Genomic DNA, 15852 nt, shown 5'->3' on the forward strand with positions numbered 1-15852 from the left:
CTTATTCGTTGCCCAGAAGGACGGCCGCGACCTGCATTTCCTGCCAGCGCAGTTCGCGGCGGGCGCTCGCCTCATCGTCGGCGCCCCATTGTTCGATGTTCCAGTCCTCGTCGACATGGGCCCGCAGCCACACGTCCTCGGCCGACAGCTGCCCTTCGGCGAGGGCGAGCGCCAGCAGCGCAGACCCGGTCAGGGTCGTCGCCTGGTGCATGGCCGCGACCTTGAAGGGATCGTCGATGCCGGCGAGCCGCTCCTTAAAGGCGGCGATCGCGGCGGGCGGCTGGGCGACATGCATGACGCCCTCGGTCAGAAGATACCGGGCTCCGAAGCTGTCCCGTGCCCAGTCGAGCACCGGGTCCCAGAGTTCCTGCTGGCGCGCCACCAGCCGCTCCGGGGTGCCGGCGCGATAGAACAGGAGATCGGTTTCGATATAGCGGGCGAGATCGTCGCGCACCGGGATCGGATCGTCGGCGATCGCCTCGACCACGGTGTTGACCAGCCGGGTCATCGGCATGGTCGCCGGATCGATGCGCTCGCGCTGGGCGCCCCATTCGGCGGCGACCACCTCGGCGGCCCTCTGCATGGGGACCGCGAGCGGCCGTCGGCCGGGCGTCTTCACCGGCCGGCCATCGAGGAGGACCGCGAAACCGTCGTCGGTCGGCGCCAGCGTTACCTCGCTGTAGAAGCGTTTCGGCAGTTCAGCCTTCGCCTTGTCCTGCGTCATCCGTGTCTCTCATCTTGCGTGCCGTACACGGGGCGTTCTCGCCCGTGACGCATCCCCATGCCATTGTCGTCTGCCGGCTTCGCCGAGCCCTGCCTTACAGCGCCGGTGCGGCTTGCCGCAGGACGGGCTGGATGATCGGGTCCGCCAGCCAGCGATCGACGGTCTCGACCAACCCGGTCACGGTTTCGGCCACGGCATAGGCGCCGGAGGCAAGCAGCGGCGCCGGCTCGTGCGTGCCCCAGGCAACTCCCAGAGCCGCGGCGCCCGCGGCCCGGGCCATCTCCATGTCGAAGATCGAATCGCCGACAACCAGCGCATCGCGCGGCGCGACACCGAAGACCGTGCAGCATTCCTCGACCATCGCCGGATGCGGCTTGGACGGGCAGTCATCTGCCGTGCGGACCGCAAGGAAGGCGTCGGTCAGGCCATGGGCCTCGCAGATCGAGGCGACGCCACGGCGCGACTTGCCTGTCACCAGCCCGACGAACACGTCGTCGCGCGCCGCCAGATCCTGGACCAGCGCCTTCATGCCCGGAAACAGATGCTCGCGGAAATCGGGATCGGCGCGCTGGATGCGGAAGGCCTGCCGGTAACCGTCGACGAGGGTCGCGACGAGCGCCGGCTCAGCGACGGGATGCAGCCGCCGGATCGCCTCATCGAGGGACAGGCCGATAATGCCCCGCGTCGCGGCGTCCTCGGGCGCCGGCAGGCCGTGCGCCTCGAAGGCCAGGCGCATCGTGGCGCAGATAACCCCGCAGGAATCGGCGATCGTGCCGTCGCAGTCGAACAGTACGGCCTTCATCAGTCGTTCATCGCCGTTTCGTCGAAGCCGAACAGATTGAAGGTCTGGATCATGTGCGGCGGCAGCGGGGCGATCTGGTCGATGAAACCGCCGCTCGGATGCGGAATGACGATGCGCCGCGCGTGCAGGTGCAGCCGCTTCTGGACGCCGCCCGGAAACTCCCAGTTGGTGTCGTGCTCGAAATATTTCGGGTCGCCCAGGATCGGGTTGCCGATATGCAGCGCGTGGACGCGCAGCTGGTGGGTCCGGCCGGTATAGGGCTCCATCTCCACCCAGGAGAAGTTCTGCGCCAAATTCTCGATGACCCGGTAATGGGTGAGCGCATGGTCGGCGCCCTCCTCCCCATGCTTGGCGGTCCGCATGCGGTCGCCGTCCGGCGTCTGTTCCTTGACGAGGAAGGTCGAGATGCGGCCTTCATGGGGCACCGGAACCCCCTTGAGGATCGCCCAGTAGGTCTTCTTGGTGTCGCGCTCGCGGAACGCCTTGGTCAGCGCGGTCGCCGCGCCGCGGGTCCGGGCCACGACCAGCACGCCGGAGGTGTCGCGGTCGAGGCGGTGGACCAGCCGGGGCTTCTCGCCCTTGCGGCTGCGCCAGGCCTCCAGCATCTTGTCGACATGCCGGTTCAGGCCGGAGCCGCCCTGCACGGCCAGTCCTGCCGGCTTGTTGAAGACGAAGACCTTTTCGTCCTCGTAGATCAGCATCTGCGACAGCACTTCGTCATCGTGCTTGTCGCGCATCGTGTTGGCCGTCAGCGGCCCGATCTTCGGGCGCCCCGCATCGCCGCTCATCGGCGGAATGCGGACCATTTGCCCGGGCTGCACGCGGGTATCGGTCTTGGCGCGACCGCCGTCGACGCGCACCTGACCAGAGCGCAGCAGCTTCTGCAGGTGGCCGAAGCCCAGTCCCGGATAGTGCAGCTTGAACCAACGATCGAGGCGCAATCCTGCCTCGTCATCCTCGATCCGTCTTTGTTCGACCGACGCCATTATCTCATGCCTTCCGCTTGAACTGGTGCAGATAGCATCAGGCGAGCCCGCGCGCGAGGGCGAGACCGGCAAACAACGCCGCGATCCCCACAACCACCGACCCGATCACGTAGATCGCGGCCAGCGTGTGGGATCCGCGCTCGGCCAGCACGATCGCATCGAGCGAAAAGGTCGAGAAGGTGGTGAAGCCGCCCAGGCATCCGGTGGCGACAAACAGGCGGACTTCCTGCGACGCTCCGAAGCGGCGGGCCGCCAGCTCGATGAACAGCCCCATCAGGAACGAGCCCACGACGTTCACGAACACCGTGCCCCACGGAAAGCCGGCGCCGAACAGGCGCATGGCGGCGAGGCCGGACAGATGCCGAAGCGAGGCGCCGAGGGCGCCCCCGGCGGCGACGAGAAGAACATGCCACATGGCCGCCTTCTAACCGAAGCCGCGGCGCGGCGTAAGCAGGAAGGATGCGACGGTCCCCGCCCTCACCGCTCCCCAATGCAAAACGGCGGGGCCGTTGCCGACCCCGCCGTGTCATTTGGTTGCTGAGCGGGCGCCTATTCGGCGGCGCGCGCCTCGGCCTTCGCATGCTGCTGGAACGGCTGCTTGCGCTCGGCATGCAGGCCCTTGAAGGTCGACCAGCACAGGACGAGCAGCAGGATCGCGAACGGGAAGCCCGTCGTGATCGCCGCGCCCTGGAGGGCGGCCAGACCACCGCCGATCAGCAGGGTGATCGCCACCAGACCTTCGAAGGTCGCCCAGAAGATGCGCTGGGGCACCGGCGCATCGATCTTGCCGCCTGCGGTGATCGTGTCGATCACCAGCGAGCCTGAATCCGACGAAGTGACGAAGAACACGATCACCAGGATGATGCCGATGAACGAGCTGATCGAGGACAAAGGCAACTCGCCGAGCATCGCGAACAGCTTCACCGACAGGTCGGCTTCCACGATCCCGGTGTAGCCGGCGATCGTTTCGGTCAGCGCGGTGCCGCCGAAGATCGTCATCCAGATGACCGAGACGACGGTCGGGATGAGCAGCACGCAGGTGATGAACTCGCGCACCGTGCGACCGCGCGAGACGCGGGCGATGAACATGCCGACGAAGGGCGACCAGCTGATCCACCAGGCCCAGTAGAAGGTGGTCCAGCCGGTGCGATAGCCGTCATCGGTCCGACCGAACGGGTTCGACAGCGGGATCACTTCGCGCAGATAGGCGACCGAGTTGCCGTAGAAGCCGTAGATCAGGTCCATCGTCGGGCCGACCGCGAAGATGAACAGCATCAGCACGAGCGCCAGAACCATGTTCAGCTCGGACAACCGCTTCACGCCACCGTCGAGACCAGCCACGACCGACACCAGGGCGACGGCAGTGATCAGGCAGATCAGCACGATCTTGGACAGAAGCGAATCCGGCACGCCGAACAGGAAGTTGAGACCGGACACCGCCTGCTCCGCGCCGAAGCCGAGCGAGGTCGCCAGACCGAACAGCGTGGCGAAGACCGCCAGGATGTCGATCAGATGGCCGGGCCAGCCCCAGGTCTTCTCACCGAGCAGCGGATAGAAAGCGGAGCGGATGGTCAGCGGCAGGCCGAGATTATAGCTGAAGAAGGCCAGCGCCAGCGCCACCACGGCATAGATCGCCCACGGATGCAGCGCCCAGTGATAGATCGTCGCGGCCATGCCAAGACGGCGTGCCGCCTCGATGTCGCCGGGCGCGCCACCGAGCGGTGCGGCGGAGCCGCCTTCCATGGCGCTGGTGAAATGGGTGATCGGCTCGGACACGCCGTAGAACATCAGGCCGATGCCCATGCCGGCGGCGAACAGCATGGCGAACCAGCCGAAATAGCCGTAATCCGGCCGGGCTTCCTTGCCGCCCAGCCGGATGCTGCCGTAGGGCGAAACGATCAGGAACAGGCAGAACAACACGAAGACGTTGCCGGCGATGATGAACAGCCAGTCAAAGGTGTTGGTGATCGCTGGACGCAGCCAGCCGAAGAACCCGTCGGCGAGCGTCGGGAACAGCAGGGTAAAGGTGACGAAGGCGATGATGACGCCGGCGGAAATCGGAAAAACCGGATTATGAATATCCAGCCCGAACCGTTGCAAGTTGTCTTGGCCGACCTCGTAATCGGTTATTGAATGTTCGGCCAATTGGCCCGGTTCGAGAGACATCTGAACCTCGCTTTGCACGATTATGGAAATTCGGGGCATCAAACGAAGCCCGGACGATCAAGCCGCCATATTGCCACAGATCGGGCACGCGGACACGCCGGCGATATTCTCACCGGTGCTGGTTACTTGGCGTCGCCGGAAAAGTATCAACCCCTGCGGTCACGATTGCGGCGAAGTTTCGCCCAATTTTGAAGCCGGTCGCCGATCGGGATCTCTGCTCCACGATCGGTCGGCCGGTAGAATTGCTGCCGGTCCATCTCGTCTGGAAAATAGTCCTGACCGGAAAACGCGTCGGGCGCGTCGTGGTCATAGGCGTATCCGGAGCCGTAGCCCTCGTCGCGCATCAGCGCAGTTGGGGCGTTGAGAATGTGTTTCGGCGGCAGCAGCGAGCCGTGTTCCTTCGCCGCGCGCATGGCCGCCTTGTAGGCGGTATAGACGGCGTTGGATTTCGGTGCACTCGCCAGATAGACGGTCGCCTCGGCCAGCGCGAGTTCGCCTTCCGGCGATCCGAGATAGTCGAAGGCGTCCTTGGCGGCGAGCGCAATGCCCAGCGCGCGGGGATCGGCCAGTCCGATATCCTCGGAAGCCATGCGCACCAGACGGCGGCCGAGATACAGGGGGTTCTCCCCTGCGTCAAGCATGCGACACAGCCAGTAGAGGGCGGCGTCCGGGTCCGAGCCGCGCACCGACTTGTGCAGCGCGGAGATCAGATTGTAGTGGCCGTCCTGGCCCTTGTCGTAGACCGGCGCGCGCCGCTGGACGATCTCCTGCAGGCCCGCCGCGTCGAAGATTTCGCCTTTGCGGCTGGCGCGCCAGACCTCCTCGGCCAGCGTCAGCGCGGCACGGCCGTCGCCATCCGCCATGCGCAGCAGCACCGCCCGCGCCTGCTCGTTGAGCGGCAATGCCATACCCTCGGTCGCCTCGGCCCGCTCCAGCAGCTTCACGAGGCTGGCCGAGCCGTGCGGCTTGAAGGTCAAAACCCGTGCGCGCGACAGGAGAGCGGCGTTGAGCTCGAAGGACGGGTTCTCGGTCGTCGCGCCGACGAGGACGACGGTGCCGTCCTCCATGACCGGGAGGAAGGAATCCTGCTGAGCGCGGTTGAAGCGGTGGATCTCGTCGACGAAGAGCAGCGTGCGCCTGCCATTGGACCGGCGCAGCCGCGCCGTCTCGAACATCTTCTTCAGATCGGCGACGCCGGAGAAGATCGCCGAGATCTGCTCGAAGGCGTAATCCACCTCATGGGCGAGCAGCCGCGCCACGGTGGTCTTGCCGGTGCCCGGTGGGCCCCAGAAGATCATCGAACCGAGGCTCGTCGCCTCGAGCATGCGCGACAGGACCCCGCCCTCGCCCGTCAGATGTTCCTGGCCGACGACCTCGCCGAGCTGCCGCGGCCGCAGCCGGTCGGCCAGCGGCCGGGAGCGATCGTTCCGATCGTCCACCGCCGTTGCGGATGGCCGCGGCCGCTCGCTCGGAGCGCCGCCACCGTCGCCGAAGAGATCCGCCATGTCAGCGCACCCGCCGCGCCAGGCGGCGTCCGTTCCGGTCGATCTCGAAGCTCCAGCCGCGATTGCTGTCGATGGCTGCCGCCTCCAGTTCACTCGTGGTCGTCACCGGCTCGCCGTTGACGGCGAGGACGATATCCCCCGGCCGCAGCCCGAAACGCTGCGCGAGCGAGCCGCGCGCCACCTCCGCCACGAGTACCCCAGTCTTTTCGAGCGGCATGTCGAACTCCTCCGCCACGCGCGGCGACAGATTGAGGACGGTGGCACCGGCGAACGGATTCTGCCCGTCGATGGTGCGGGTGTCGCGTGGCGGTATCTCCGGCGCCGGCTGCAGAGGCAGCTCCAGCGTGCGGCGCTCGTCGCCGCGCAGCACCGTCAGACTTACGGTCTTGCCGATCCCGGCCGTCGCCAGCCGGTAGCCCAGGGCATCGGCGCCGCCGATCTCGAGGCCATCCACCGCCAGGATCACGTCGCCGACCGCAAGGCCCGCGGCTTCGGCGGGACCACCGGGCATGATGCCCCGGACGAGGGTCCCCGACGGACGGTCGAGCCCCACCGCCTCGGCGATATCGGCGGTCACCGGCACGAAGCTGGCCCCGACGAAGGGGCGCTCGAAGCGGCCCCCGGCCTTGGCCGAACGGACGAAGCTTGCGACCATGTTGGCGGGAATGGCGAAGCCGACGCCGTTTGAGCCGCCCGAGCGCGAGAAGATGGCGGTGTTCACCCCGACCAGTTCGCCCGACATGCCGATCAGCGCACCGCCGGAATTGCCGGGATTGATCGCCGCGTCGGTCTGGATGAAGAAGCCGAAATCGTCGACGCCGATATGGGTTCTGGCGAGCGCCGAGACGATCCCGCTGGTCACCGTCTGGCCAATGCCGAAGGGATTGCCGATCGCCAGCACCAGATCGCCGATCTGCAACCGGTCCGAATCGGCAATCGGCAGGGTCGGAAACGGCCCCTCACCCTCGATCTTCAGCACCGCCAGATCGACGCTGTCGTCCTTGAGCAGGACCTCGGTTTTGAACTCTCGCCCGTCGGCAAAGCCGATCTTCACCTCGTCCGCGTCGGCCACGACATGGTTGTTGGTCACCACGAGGCCCGACGCGTCGACGATGACGCCGGAGCCGAGGGACGATTCCATCCGCGGCTGGCGATTGCGCGGCTGGCCGAAGAACTGACCGAAGAAGGGATCGCCGGCGAAGGGCGAGCGCTGCGCCGGGACGGCTCGCGCGGCATAGACATTGACCACCGCAGGCGCGGTCCGCTTCACCAGCGGCGCGAAGGAGAGCTGGATCTGCGCCTGGCTCTCCGGCACGCGGGCACCGGCCTCGCCGACGGGAGACGACGGCACCGGCTGCCCGGCCGGGGCCGTCTCGGCCTCGGCGACGACCGTTTTGCCGTCATCGAGGGGAACGAAACCATCGCCCGGCGTCGCGCTGCTCGCCGTATCCTGCTCCAGGGACGGCTTCGGATCGGCACCGTCGAAGATGTCGAGATAGGGGGCTGCCAGCACCCCGGCGCCAATCAGAAGACCCGCGAGAATCAGTTTCATCTGCATATCCGGTCCGCCGTGGTGGCTCGGCAACATCGGACAGGCCCCTGAACGGACGCCAAAAACCGGATGCTGCCCTGCGAAAGGTCAAACGCCGCGCGACGGCGGCCTGCTTTCGCATAGACCAGACCGCGGACGCGAAAAAGGGGCCGCTGCGGCCCCTTCCTCGTCATCCCGATCTGTGTGGCCGGCGTCGCCTAGTCTGCGACCGCCGTCTGGGTGCTGGTCGCAACCGCCTCGTCAGGCAGGTCGGCCGTCGCGTAGCTGGCGGTCAGGACGCCAAATGCCGCCATGGCACACAGGAGGGTCAGAAAAGTGCGTCGCATGGAGAGCCGGCCCGTGGTGTTCATGATGTCCGCATTTTTCATAGAAGTTGTTTCATCCGCGTAAATGTCGCCACTTTTGCGTGGCTGCGTCCCGTTCTTGAGGGCAAAAGCGTTCGGCCGCCAAAAGGTTGCCTCGTTTTGAACGAAATTTCTGCCGGCTCCCCCGAGACCCCGCCTATGCCACGCCCCGACGGCCCTCGCCATGGCATTTGCATCACACTCACCGAATACGCGAAATGCGTAGCAGCTGAAGCTGGAGCGGCCCATGCGCAACCGTCTCAAGCGGTCCGCACGCGCTGCGCGATGCTCTGCGCCATCGCGGCGACAGCGTTTTCCGGCGACCGCGCCGACAGACCGAGGATGTCGCGCGCCGGCGTGGTGTCGAGCGATTTGCGACGACCGAGTTCGGGCACGGCGGCGCGTGCCTGCGGCGACAGGATCGCGGCAAGCCGCACGACGCGATCGGGCAATGTCCAACGCGGCAAGCGGCGTGCCTCGCCCGGGCAGGCTTCGCCCACCACCCGGCCGATCTCGATGAGGCTCAGCGTGCCGCTGGACAGGGCTATGCGACGTCCGGACGCTGACGGCGTCGTCATCGCCGCCAGATGCGCGTCGGCGACGTCGCGGACGTCCGCCAGCGCAAAGGCGAGATCGGGGACGACGGGCATGCGCCCCTCCATCACGGCACGGACCAGCGCGGCCGACGCGCCCTCGCCTCCCGCCGCGCCCACCCCCAGCAGCGGGCCGAGAACCAGCGCCGGATTGATCGCGACGAGCTCAAGCCCCGTGTGGCGCGCCGCATCCCAGGCCGCGCGTTCGGCCAGGGACTTCGACAGGGCGTAGCCGGAGATCTCGGGGCTTTTCGTGTCCGACCAGTCGGTCTCCCCGTAGCGCTCGCCAGCACGCGGAGGATGGGCCGAATAGATCGCCGCGGCCGACGACGTCAGGACGATCCGCTCGACACCGGCACGCTTAGCAGCGGCGATCACCCGCAGGGTGCCGTCCACGGCGGCCGGCACCAGCGCATGTCGGTCGCGTGGCGGGCTTGCGGGGAATGGCGATGCGGTGTGCAGCACATAGCGGCAGCCTGCGGCCGCCTCCGTCCAGCCGGCGTCACCGGTGAGGTCGGCAGCGAACAGGGACAGCCGATCGATATTGGCACCGGCGGCAGCAAGCAGGCCACGAACGGCATCTGCCTTGTCGAGCCCCCGCACCGTCCCGCGCACATCATAGCCGGCCTGGAGCAGACGCAGCGCCACATGGCCCGCAATGAAGCCCGATAAGCCGGTGAGCAGCACCCGATCCCGCGCCATCGCCTCGATCCTCGTTAGTGTCGTGCTGTCTGGCCCCGCACGACTCCGTGCTGGTCAGCCGATCACCGTCCGGCAGATAGCGTGCTATGGAGCGGACATGAAAAAGGGGCCACGCGGGCCCCTCGTTCGTTCGTTCCGATGATCGGCTCGATCAGGCTGCGTCGAGCTCGCCTTCGGCCTCGACGCGCTCGCGATCGATGGCGCCACGGGCTTCCGGGTCACGGTCGACGAATTCGATGACGGCCAGCGGGGCGTTGTCGCCGCGACGGAAGCCGGCCTTCAGGACGCGGGTGTAGCCGCCGTTGCGCTCGGCGTAACGCGGAGCCAGCGTGTCGAACAGCTTGCCGATGACCGAAGGGTCGCGGACCTGCGAGATCGCCTGGCGACGCGCATGCAGATCGCCGCGCTTGCCCAGCGTGATCATCTTCTCGACAATCGGGCGCAGTTCCTTGGCCTTCGGCAGGGTGGTCACGATCTGCTCGTGCAGGATGAGCGAAGCGACCATGTTGGCGAACATCGCCTTACGGTGGCTGGCGGTACGATTAAGCTTACGACCGCGTTTTGCGTGGCGCATGGGATTTCCTCAAGTCAAATAAGCCGGCGTCATTGCGCCGGAAGTCGGGATCTTTGCGTCCCTGCCCCGTTCTCGGGACAGGCCGCCGTTCCTTTGAATGATTGAAATCCTCCCGCCGGCGCGGGCGCCGGCGGGAGGCAGTCTCGTTCTAGTACTGGTCTTCGTAGCGCTTGGCCAGATCGTCGATGTTCTCCGGCGGCCAATCCGACACTTCCATGCCGAGATGCAGCCCCATGGACGCGAGAACTTCCTTGATCTCGTTGAGCGACTTGCGGCCGAAATTCGGCGTACGCAGCATCTCCGCCTCGGTCTTCTGAATCAGATCACCGATATAGACGATGTTGTCGTTCTTCAGGCAGTTCGCCGAACGCACGGAGAGCTCGAGCTCGTCGACCTTCTTGAGCAGCGCCGGGTTGAAGGCCAGTTCGGCCATCTGTTCCTCGGCACCGGCCGGCGCGCGCTGGTCGCGCTGCGGCTCCTCGAAGTTCACGAAGACCGAAAGCTGGTCCTGCAGGATGCGCGCGGCATAGGCCACGGCGTCCTCGCCGCTGATCGAGCCATCGGTCTCGATCTGCATGGTCAGCTTGTCCTTGTTCAGGTCCTGACCCTCGCGGGTCGCCTCGACCTTGTAGGACACCTTCTTGACCGGCGAGAACAGCGAATCGACCGGGATCAGCCCGATCGGCGCATCCTCGGCGCGGTTCTGGTCGGCCGGGACGTAGCCCTTGCCGGTGTTGACCGTGAACTCCATGCGGATCTCGGCGCCCTCGTCGAGGGTGCAGATCTCATGCTCGGGGTTCAGGACCTCGATGTCACCGACCGTCTGGATGTCGCCGGCGCGGACGATGCCCGGGCCCTGCTTGCGCACCACCATCCGCTTCGGGCCTTCGCCCTGCATGCCGATGTTGATTTCCTTGACGTTCAGGACGATGTCCGTGACGTCTTCACGGACGCCCGGGATCGAGGAGAACTCGTGCAGAACGCCGTCGATCTGGATGGCCGTAATGGCGGCACCCTGGAGCGACGACAGAAGAACGCGACGCAGCGCGTTGCCGAGCGTCAGACCGAAGCCGCGCTCCAGCGGCTCGGCCGTCAGGGACGCCTTCGAACGGCTTCCGCCATTCTTGAACACCACCTGGTTCGGCTTGGTAAGATCTTGCCAATTGCTAGCAATCATGCGGATGCCTTTCAGTTTCCTCGCCACCATCCAATCGTGGCGATAGGTCTGAGTGCGGAAGGCGGAACCCTTCCTGTCGGCTGCACACCGCGCTCAGACGAACGCGGCGAAAAGCATCAGACGCGGCGCTTCTTGCGGGGGCGCACGCCGTTGTGCGGGATCGGCGTGACATCACGGATCGAGGTGATCGTGAAACCGGCAGCCTGCAGCGCGCGCAGCGCCGACTCACGACCCGAACCCGGACCGCGGACTTCGACCTCGAGGGTCTTCATGCCGTGTTCCTGCGCCTTCTTGGCGGCGTCCTCGGCAGCGACCTGCGCGGCGAACGGCGTCGACTTGCGCGACCCCTTGAAACCCTGCGCGCCAGCCGATGACCAGGCAATCGAGTTGCCCTGCGCATCGGTGATGGTGATCAGCGTGTTGTTGAAGGTCGAGCTCACATGGGCGACGCCCGACGTGATGTTCTTGCGCTCGCGACGGCGAACGCGCTGTGCTTCTTTAGCCATTAAACTGTCCTGTTGATATCGACACCGCCGTAATTCCGGCAGCTACACCACGGCGCGCCCGAGGACGCGCCGCATCGTATGAAACGGTTCCGAAAGGACCCGTGTTACTTCTTCTTGCCGGCGATCGCCTTGGCCGGACCCTTGCGGGTGCGGGCATTGGTGTGCGTGCGCTGACCGCGAACCGGAAGGCTGCGACGATGACGCAGGCCGCGGTAGCAGCCGAGGTCCATCAGACGCTTCACGTTCATTGCGGTCTCGCGACGCAGGTCGCCCTCGACGCGGTAGTCGCGGTCGATGATCTCGCGGATCTGCAGGACTTCAGCGTCGGTCAGGTCGTTGACGCGGCGCTCGTCGCCGAGATTGACCTTCTTGACGATGTCCTTGGCATGGGCAGCGCCGATACCATGGATGTACTGCAGCGCGATGACGACGCGCTTGTTGGTCGGGATGTTGACGCCAGCGATACGGGCCACAACCATACTCCTAGAATTAGATGGGCTCTGGGCCCGCCATACACAAGATGCGGGGCCCTGCAGCCGAAAGCGACCGATGCAGGACTCCGAATGAAGACATGCGCCGATCGCTAAGGATTCGCGAATAGCGCAGGCTATAGATCAGCGGGGCTTGACAAGTCAACCGCCCACCCCTTGCGGCGGCCGTGGCCGCCGCCGGTTTCGACGCGTCAGGCCTTGCCCGAAACGATGCGCTCAATGCTCTCGGTCACCACGTCGATGGGCTGCATGCCGTCGACGGCACGCAGCGTGCCCTTGCAGTGGTAGTAACCGACCAGCGGCGAGGTGTCCTTGTAATAGGACCGCAGCCGGGTGCGCATGGTCTCGGCATTGTCGTCGGGACGGCGCTTGAAATCCGTCGAGCCGCAGACGTCGCAGACGCCTTCGACCTTCGGACGCTTGTCCTCGTCGTGGTAGACCGCGCCGCAGCTGGCGCAGGAGAAACGCCCGGAGACGCGATTGACGAGGATATCGTCATCGACCTTGATCTCGATCACATGATCGAGCTTCAGGCCCTTGCGCTCCAGCATCGCCTCGACCGCGTCGGCCTGGTTCAGGGTCCGCGGATACCCGTCGAGGATGAAGCCCTCGGCGCAGTCCGCCTGGTCGATCCGCTCGGAGACGATCGCGTTGACGATGTCGTCCGAGACGAGATTGCCTGAATCCATCACCGCCTTGGCTTTCAGTCCGACTTCGGACTGGGCGGTCACAGCGGCCCGCAGCATGTCGCCGGTCGAGAGCTGCGGGATCTTGTGCGTTTCGATCAGGCGCTGCGCCTGGGTGCCCTTCCCGGCTCCCGGCGGCCCCAACAATATCAGCCTCATCTGGCCCCCCGTCTTCCACCCCTGAGTTTCGCCTTCTTCACGAGGCCCTCATACTGGTGCGCTAGGAGGTGCCCCTGCACCTGCGCGACAGTATCCATCGTGACGCTGACGACGATCAGCAGCGACGTGCCGCCAAGATAGAACGGGACACCCACGGCCGAGATCAGGAATTCCGGCAGAAGACAGATGATCACAAGATAGATCGCACCGACGACCGTGATGCGGGTCAGCACGTAGTCGATGTATTCGGCCGTCCGCTCGCCCGGACGGATCCCCGGAATGAAGCCGCCATGCTTCTTCAGATTGTCGGCCGTGTCCTTCGGATTGAACACGACGGCTGTGTAGAAGAAGGCGAAAAACGCGATCAGGCCTGCATACATCGCCATGTAGAGGGGCTGGCCGTGGCCGAGCGAGGCGATCGTCGCCGAGGCCCAGCCCGGAAGATCGGCCGTGCTGGTGAAATTCGCGATCGTCACCGGCAGTAGCAGGAGCGAGGACGCGAAGATCGGCGGGATGACGCCGGCGGTGTTCAGCTTCAGCGGCAGGTGCGACGTGTCGCCCTGGAACATCCGGTTGCCGACCTGGCGCTTGGGATACTGGATCAGCAAGCGGCGCTGGGCGCGCTCGAAGAACACGATCACCGCGATGCAGGCGACCGCCACGACGATCACCAAGAGGATCACCGCTGTAGACAGCGCGCCGGTACGGCCGAGTTCGAGGAGATTCGCGATCGCCGAGGGCAGATGCGCCACGATGCCGGCGAAGATGATCAGCGAGATGCCGTTGCCGATGCCGCGGGCGGTGATCTGCTCGCCCAGCCACATCAGGAACATGGTGCCGCCGACCAGCGTGATCACTGCGGAGACCTGGAAGAAAATGCCCGGATCGACGACGATGCCGGGCTGGGTCTGCAGGCCGGCGGCGATGCCGTAGGCTTGGACCGTGGCCAGCAGCACGGTGCCGTAGCGCGTGTACTGATTGATGACCTTGCGGCCCTGCTCGCCTTCCTTCTTCAGCTGCTCGAGCGACGGAATGACCGACGTCATCAGCTGAATGATGATGGAGGCGGAGATGTAGGGCATGATTCCCAGCGCGAAGATCGCCATGCGTCCGACGGCACCGCCGGAGAACATGTTGAACAGACCGAGAATGCCGGTCGACTGCTGCTGGAAGGCCTGCGCGAGTGCGTCAGGGTTGATGCCCGGCATCGGAATGTAGGTGCCGAGCCGATACACCAGAAGCGCACCCAGGGTGAACCAGATGCGCTTCTTGAGATCCTCAGCCTTCGCAAAGGCCGAAAAGTTCAAATTCGCGGCGAGTTGTTCCGCAGCCGATGCCATACTTTACCTGTCTCCGGGGTTGTCCGGCGGGTCGGCATCGAATGCGCGCCCGTACCGTCAGCCGCGCCGTCTACCGGCGGGCTCCTCCATGAGGAAGACCGAGAGATAGACGCCGCGTCCGCCGGGTGCAAGAAGCCTTAGGCTTCCGCTCCCACGGTCTTGATGGAACCACCAGCCTTCTCGACCTTCTCGACGGCCGACTTGGAGGCGCCATCGACGAGGAAGGAGACCTTGGCGGTCAGTTCGCCGTCGCCCAGGACGCGCACGCCGTCCTTGGCACGACGCACCAGACCGGCAGCCTTGAGGGCTGCGAGATCGACCGTCGCTGAAGCGTCGAGCTTGCCGGCGTCGATCGCCTGCTGCACGCGTCCGAGCGACACGACGTTGAAGTTCTTGGCGAAGATGTTGACGAAGCCACGCTTCGGCAGGCGGCGGAACAGCGGCATCTGGCCGCCCTCGAAGCCGTTGATCGAGACGCCCGAACGGGACTTCTGTCCCTTGACGCCACGACCACCGGTCTTGCCCTTGCCCGAACCGATTCCGCGACCGACACGCTTGCGCGAGTGGGTCGCGCCCTCGACGTCGGAAATCTCATTGAGTTTCATGTTGCTTCTCCTGGTCTACCGGAGGGTGGGCAACGCCCTGCCCTGCGCGGTAGCCCGATGCTCTGGCAAAATTACGGTCTGGTGCGGCCGCGCCTGACGCGATGCCGCTCCACGCACTCGTCAGGCCGGCTCGACCACGCGCACGAGATGGGCGACCTTGGCGATCATCCCACGCACGGCGGGGGTGTCCTCGAGCGTCCGGCGACGGTGCATCTTGTTCAGCCCCAGGCCGATCAGCGTCTGGCGCTGGTCGGCGGAGCGACGGATGGGGCTGCCGGTCTGCACGACGGTGACGGTGCTGCCTGCGGTTTTGGTTTCGGCCATCGATTGGCTCCTTCAGTCAAAGCGCGAGGAGTTCGCCGAACTCCCCGCATCCAATCAATCCTCGGAAGCGGCCTGCGCACCGATGACTTCCCGGCGACGTGCCTGGAGCTCGGAGTACTTGATGCCGCGACGCGAAGCGACGTCCTTCGGATGCATGGCCTGCTTCAGGCCGTCGAAGGTCGCGCGAACCATGTTGTACGGGTTCGACGAGCCGAGCGACTTGGCAACGACGTCATGCATGCCGACGGCTTCGAAGACGGCGCGCATCGGGCCGCCGGCGATGATGCCGGTACCGGCCTCGGCGGCGCGCAGGATGACCTTGCCGGCGCCGTGGCGACCGCTGACGTCATGATGCAGCGTACGACCGTCGCGCAGCGGCACGAAGATCAGATCGCGCTTGGCGGCTTCCGTCGCCTTGCGGATCGCCTCCGGCACTTCGCGTGCCTTGCCGTGGCCGAAGCCGACGCGGCCCTTCAAGTCGCCGACGACGACGAGGGCGGCGAAGCCGAAGCGACGGCCACCCTTGACCACCTTGGCAACGCGGTTGATGTGAACGAGCTTGTCGACGAAACCGTCATCGCGGTCTTCACGTCGATCGTTACGAGGCGCCATATCC

Annotated in this window: 18 protein-coding genes; all 18 read right to left on the bottom strand. The window is 65.8% G+C overall.

Features of this window, described 5'->3' with window-relative positions; genetic code table 11:
- Nucleotide 1: 1 nt before the first annotated feature.
- Entirely contained in the window at nucleotides 2–724 is a 723-nt protein-coding gene (locus tag SI859A1_RS10225; RefSeq protein WP_009209703.1) for an ATP12 family chaperone protein, read from the bottom strand.
- Nucleotides 725–818: 94 nt separating this feature from the next.
- Entirely contained in the window at nucleotides 819–1526 is a 708-nt protein-coding gene (locus tag SI859A1_RS10230) for an HAD-IA family hydrolase (RefSeq protein ID WP_009209704.1), read from the bottom strand.
- Nucleotides 1526–2512, bottom strand: a complete 987-nt coding sequence (locus SI859A1_RS10235) for an RluA family pseudouridine synthase (protein ID WP_009209705.1) — start codon at nucleotides 2510–2512, stop codon at nucleotides 1526–1528. Before SI859A1_RS10235 ends, SI859A1_RS10230 begins: the two co-directional genes overlap by 1 nt.
- A 37-nt stretch (nucleotides 2513–2549) precedes the next feature.
- Nucleotides 2550–2927 (bottom strand): fluoride efflux transporter CrcB, encoded by a 378-nt coding sequence (gene crcB / locus SI859A1_RS10240; protein WP_009209706.1) that lies wholly within the window; start codon nucleotides 2925–2927, stop codon nucleotides 2550–2552.
- Nucleotides 2928–3061: 134 nt separating this feature from the next.
- Nucleotides 3062–4678, bottom strand: a complete 1617-nt coding sequence (locus SI859A1_RS10245) for a BCCT family transporter (RefSeq protein ID WP_040325672.1) — start codon at nucleotides 4676–4678, stop codon at nucleotides 3062–3064.
- Between the two features lie 146 nt (nucleotides 4679–4824).
- The gene (locus tag SI859A1_RS10250) at nucleotides 4825–6183 is read right to left on the bottom strand and encodes a replication-associated recombination protein A (RefSeq protein WP_009209708.1); all 1359 of its coding nucleotides are present in this window, start codon (nucleotides 6181–6183) and stop codon (nucleotides 4825–4827) included.
- A 1-nt stretch (nucleotide 6184) separates the two neighbouring features.
- Nucleotides 6185–7741, bottom strand: a complete 1557-nt coding sequence (locus SI859A1_RS10255) for a DegQ family serine endoprotease (protein ID WP_420804752.1) — start codon at nucleotides 7739–7741, stop codon at nucleotides 6185–6187.
- A gap of 191 nt (nucleotides 7742–7932) precedes the next feature.
- The gene (locus tag SI859A1_RS22295) at nucleotides 7933–8061 is read right to left on the bottom strand and encodes a hypothetical protein (RefSeq protein WP_276324895.1); all 129 of its coding nucleotides are present in this window, start codon (nucleotides 8059–8061) and stop codon (nucleotides 7933–7935) included.
- Between the two features lie 278 nt (nucleotides 8062–8339).
- Nucleotides 8340–9374 (bottom strand): NAD-dependent epimerase/dehydratase family protein, encoded by a 1035-nt coding sequence (locus SI859A1_RS10260; RefSeq protein WP_009209710.1) that lies wholly within the window; start codon nucleotides 9372–9374, stop codon nucleotides 8340–8342.
- Nucleotides 9375–9525: 151 nt separating this feature from the next.
- Nucleotides 9526–9948 (bottom strand): 50S ribosomal protein L17, encoded by a 423-nt coding sequence (rplQ, locus tag SI859A1_RS10265; protein WP_009209711.1) that lies wholly within the window; start codon nucleotides 9946–9948, stop codon nucleotides 9526–9528.
- 148 nt (nucleotides 9949–10096) lie between these two features.
- Nucleotides 10097–11125 carry a DNA-directed RNA polymerase subunit alpha gene (locus SI859A1_RS10270; protein WP_009209712.1) on the bottom strand — a complete coding sequence of 343 codons (1029 nt, stop codon included), beginning with the start codon at nucleotides 11123–11125 and terminating at the stop codon, nucleotides 10097–10099.
- 116 nt (nucleotides 11126–11241) lie between these two features.
- Nucleotides 11242–11631 carry a 30S ribosomal protein S11 gene (rpsK, locus tag SI859A1_RS10275; RefSeq protein WP_009209713.1) on the bottom strand — a complete coding sequence of 130 codons (390 nt, stop codon included), beginning with the start codon at nucleotides 11629–11631 and terminating at the stop codon, nucleotides 11242–11244.
- Nucleotides 11632–11735: 104 nt separating this feature from the next.
- Nucleotides 11736–12104: a 30S ribosomal protein S13 gene (gene rpsM / locus SI859A1_RS10280; RefSeq protein WP_009209714.1), complete on the bottom strand. Its 369-nt coding sequence runs from the start codon at nucleotides 12102–12104 to the stop codon at nucleotides 11736–11738.
- A 209-nt stretch (nucleotides 12105–12313) separates the two neighbouring features.
- Nucleotides 12314–12967 (bottom strand): adenylate kinase, encoded by a 654-nt coding sequence (locus SI859A1_RS10285; RefSeq protein ID WP_009209715.1) that lies wholly within the window; start codon nucleotides 12965–12967, stop codon nucleotides 12314–12316.
- Nucleotides 12964–14307, bottom strand: a complete 1344-nt coding sequence (gene secY / locus SI859A1_RS10290) for a preprotein translocase subunit SecY (RefSeq protein WP_009209716.1) — start codon at nucleotides 14305–14307, stop codon at nucleotides 12964–12966. The genes SI859A1_RS10285 and secY overlap by 4 nt, the downstream gene beginning before the upstream one ends.
- Before the next feature lie 137 nt (nucleotides 14308–14444).
- Nucleotides 14445–14912, bottom strand: a complete 468-nt coding sequence (rplO, locus tag SI859A1_RS10295) for a 50S ribosomal protein L15 (RefSeq protein ID WP_009209717.1) — start codon at nucleotides 14910–14912, stop codon at nucleotides 14445–14447.
- 120 nt (nucleotides 14913–15032) lie between these two features.
- Nucleotides 15033–15236, bottom strand: a complete 204-nt coding sequence (rpmD, locus tag SI859A1_RS10300) for a 50S ribosomal protein L30 (protein WP_024351697.1) — start codon at nucleotides 15234–15236, stop codon at nucleotides 15033–15035.
- 54 nt (nucleotides 15237–15290) lie between these two features.
- On the bottom strand, nucleotides 15291–15848 hold the full coding sequence (rpsE, locus tag SI859A1_RS10305) for a 30S ribosomal protein S5 (protein ID WP_009209718.1): 558 nt from the start codon (nucleotides 15846–15848) through the stop codon (nucleotides 15291–15293).
- Between the last annotated feature and the right edge of the window lie 4 nt (nucleotides 15849–15852).

The sequence above is a fragment of the Aurantimonas manganoxydans SI85-9A1 genome (genome assembly GCF_000153465.1).
GTDB classification, from domain to species: Bacteria; Pseudomonadota; Alphaproteobacteria; order Rhizobiales; family Rhizobiaceae; genus Aurantimonas; species Aurantimonas manganoxydans.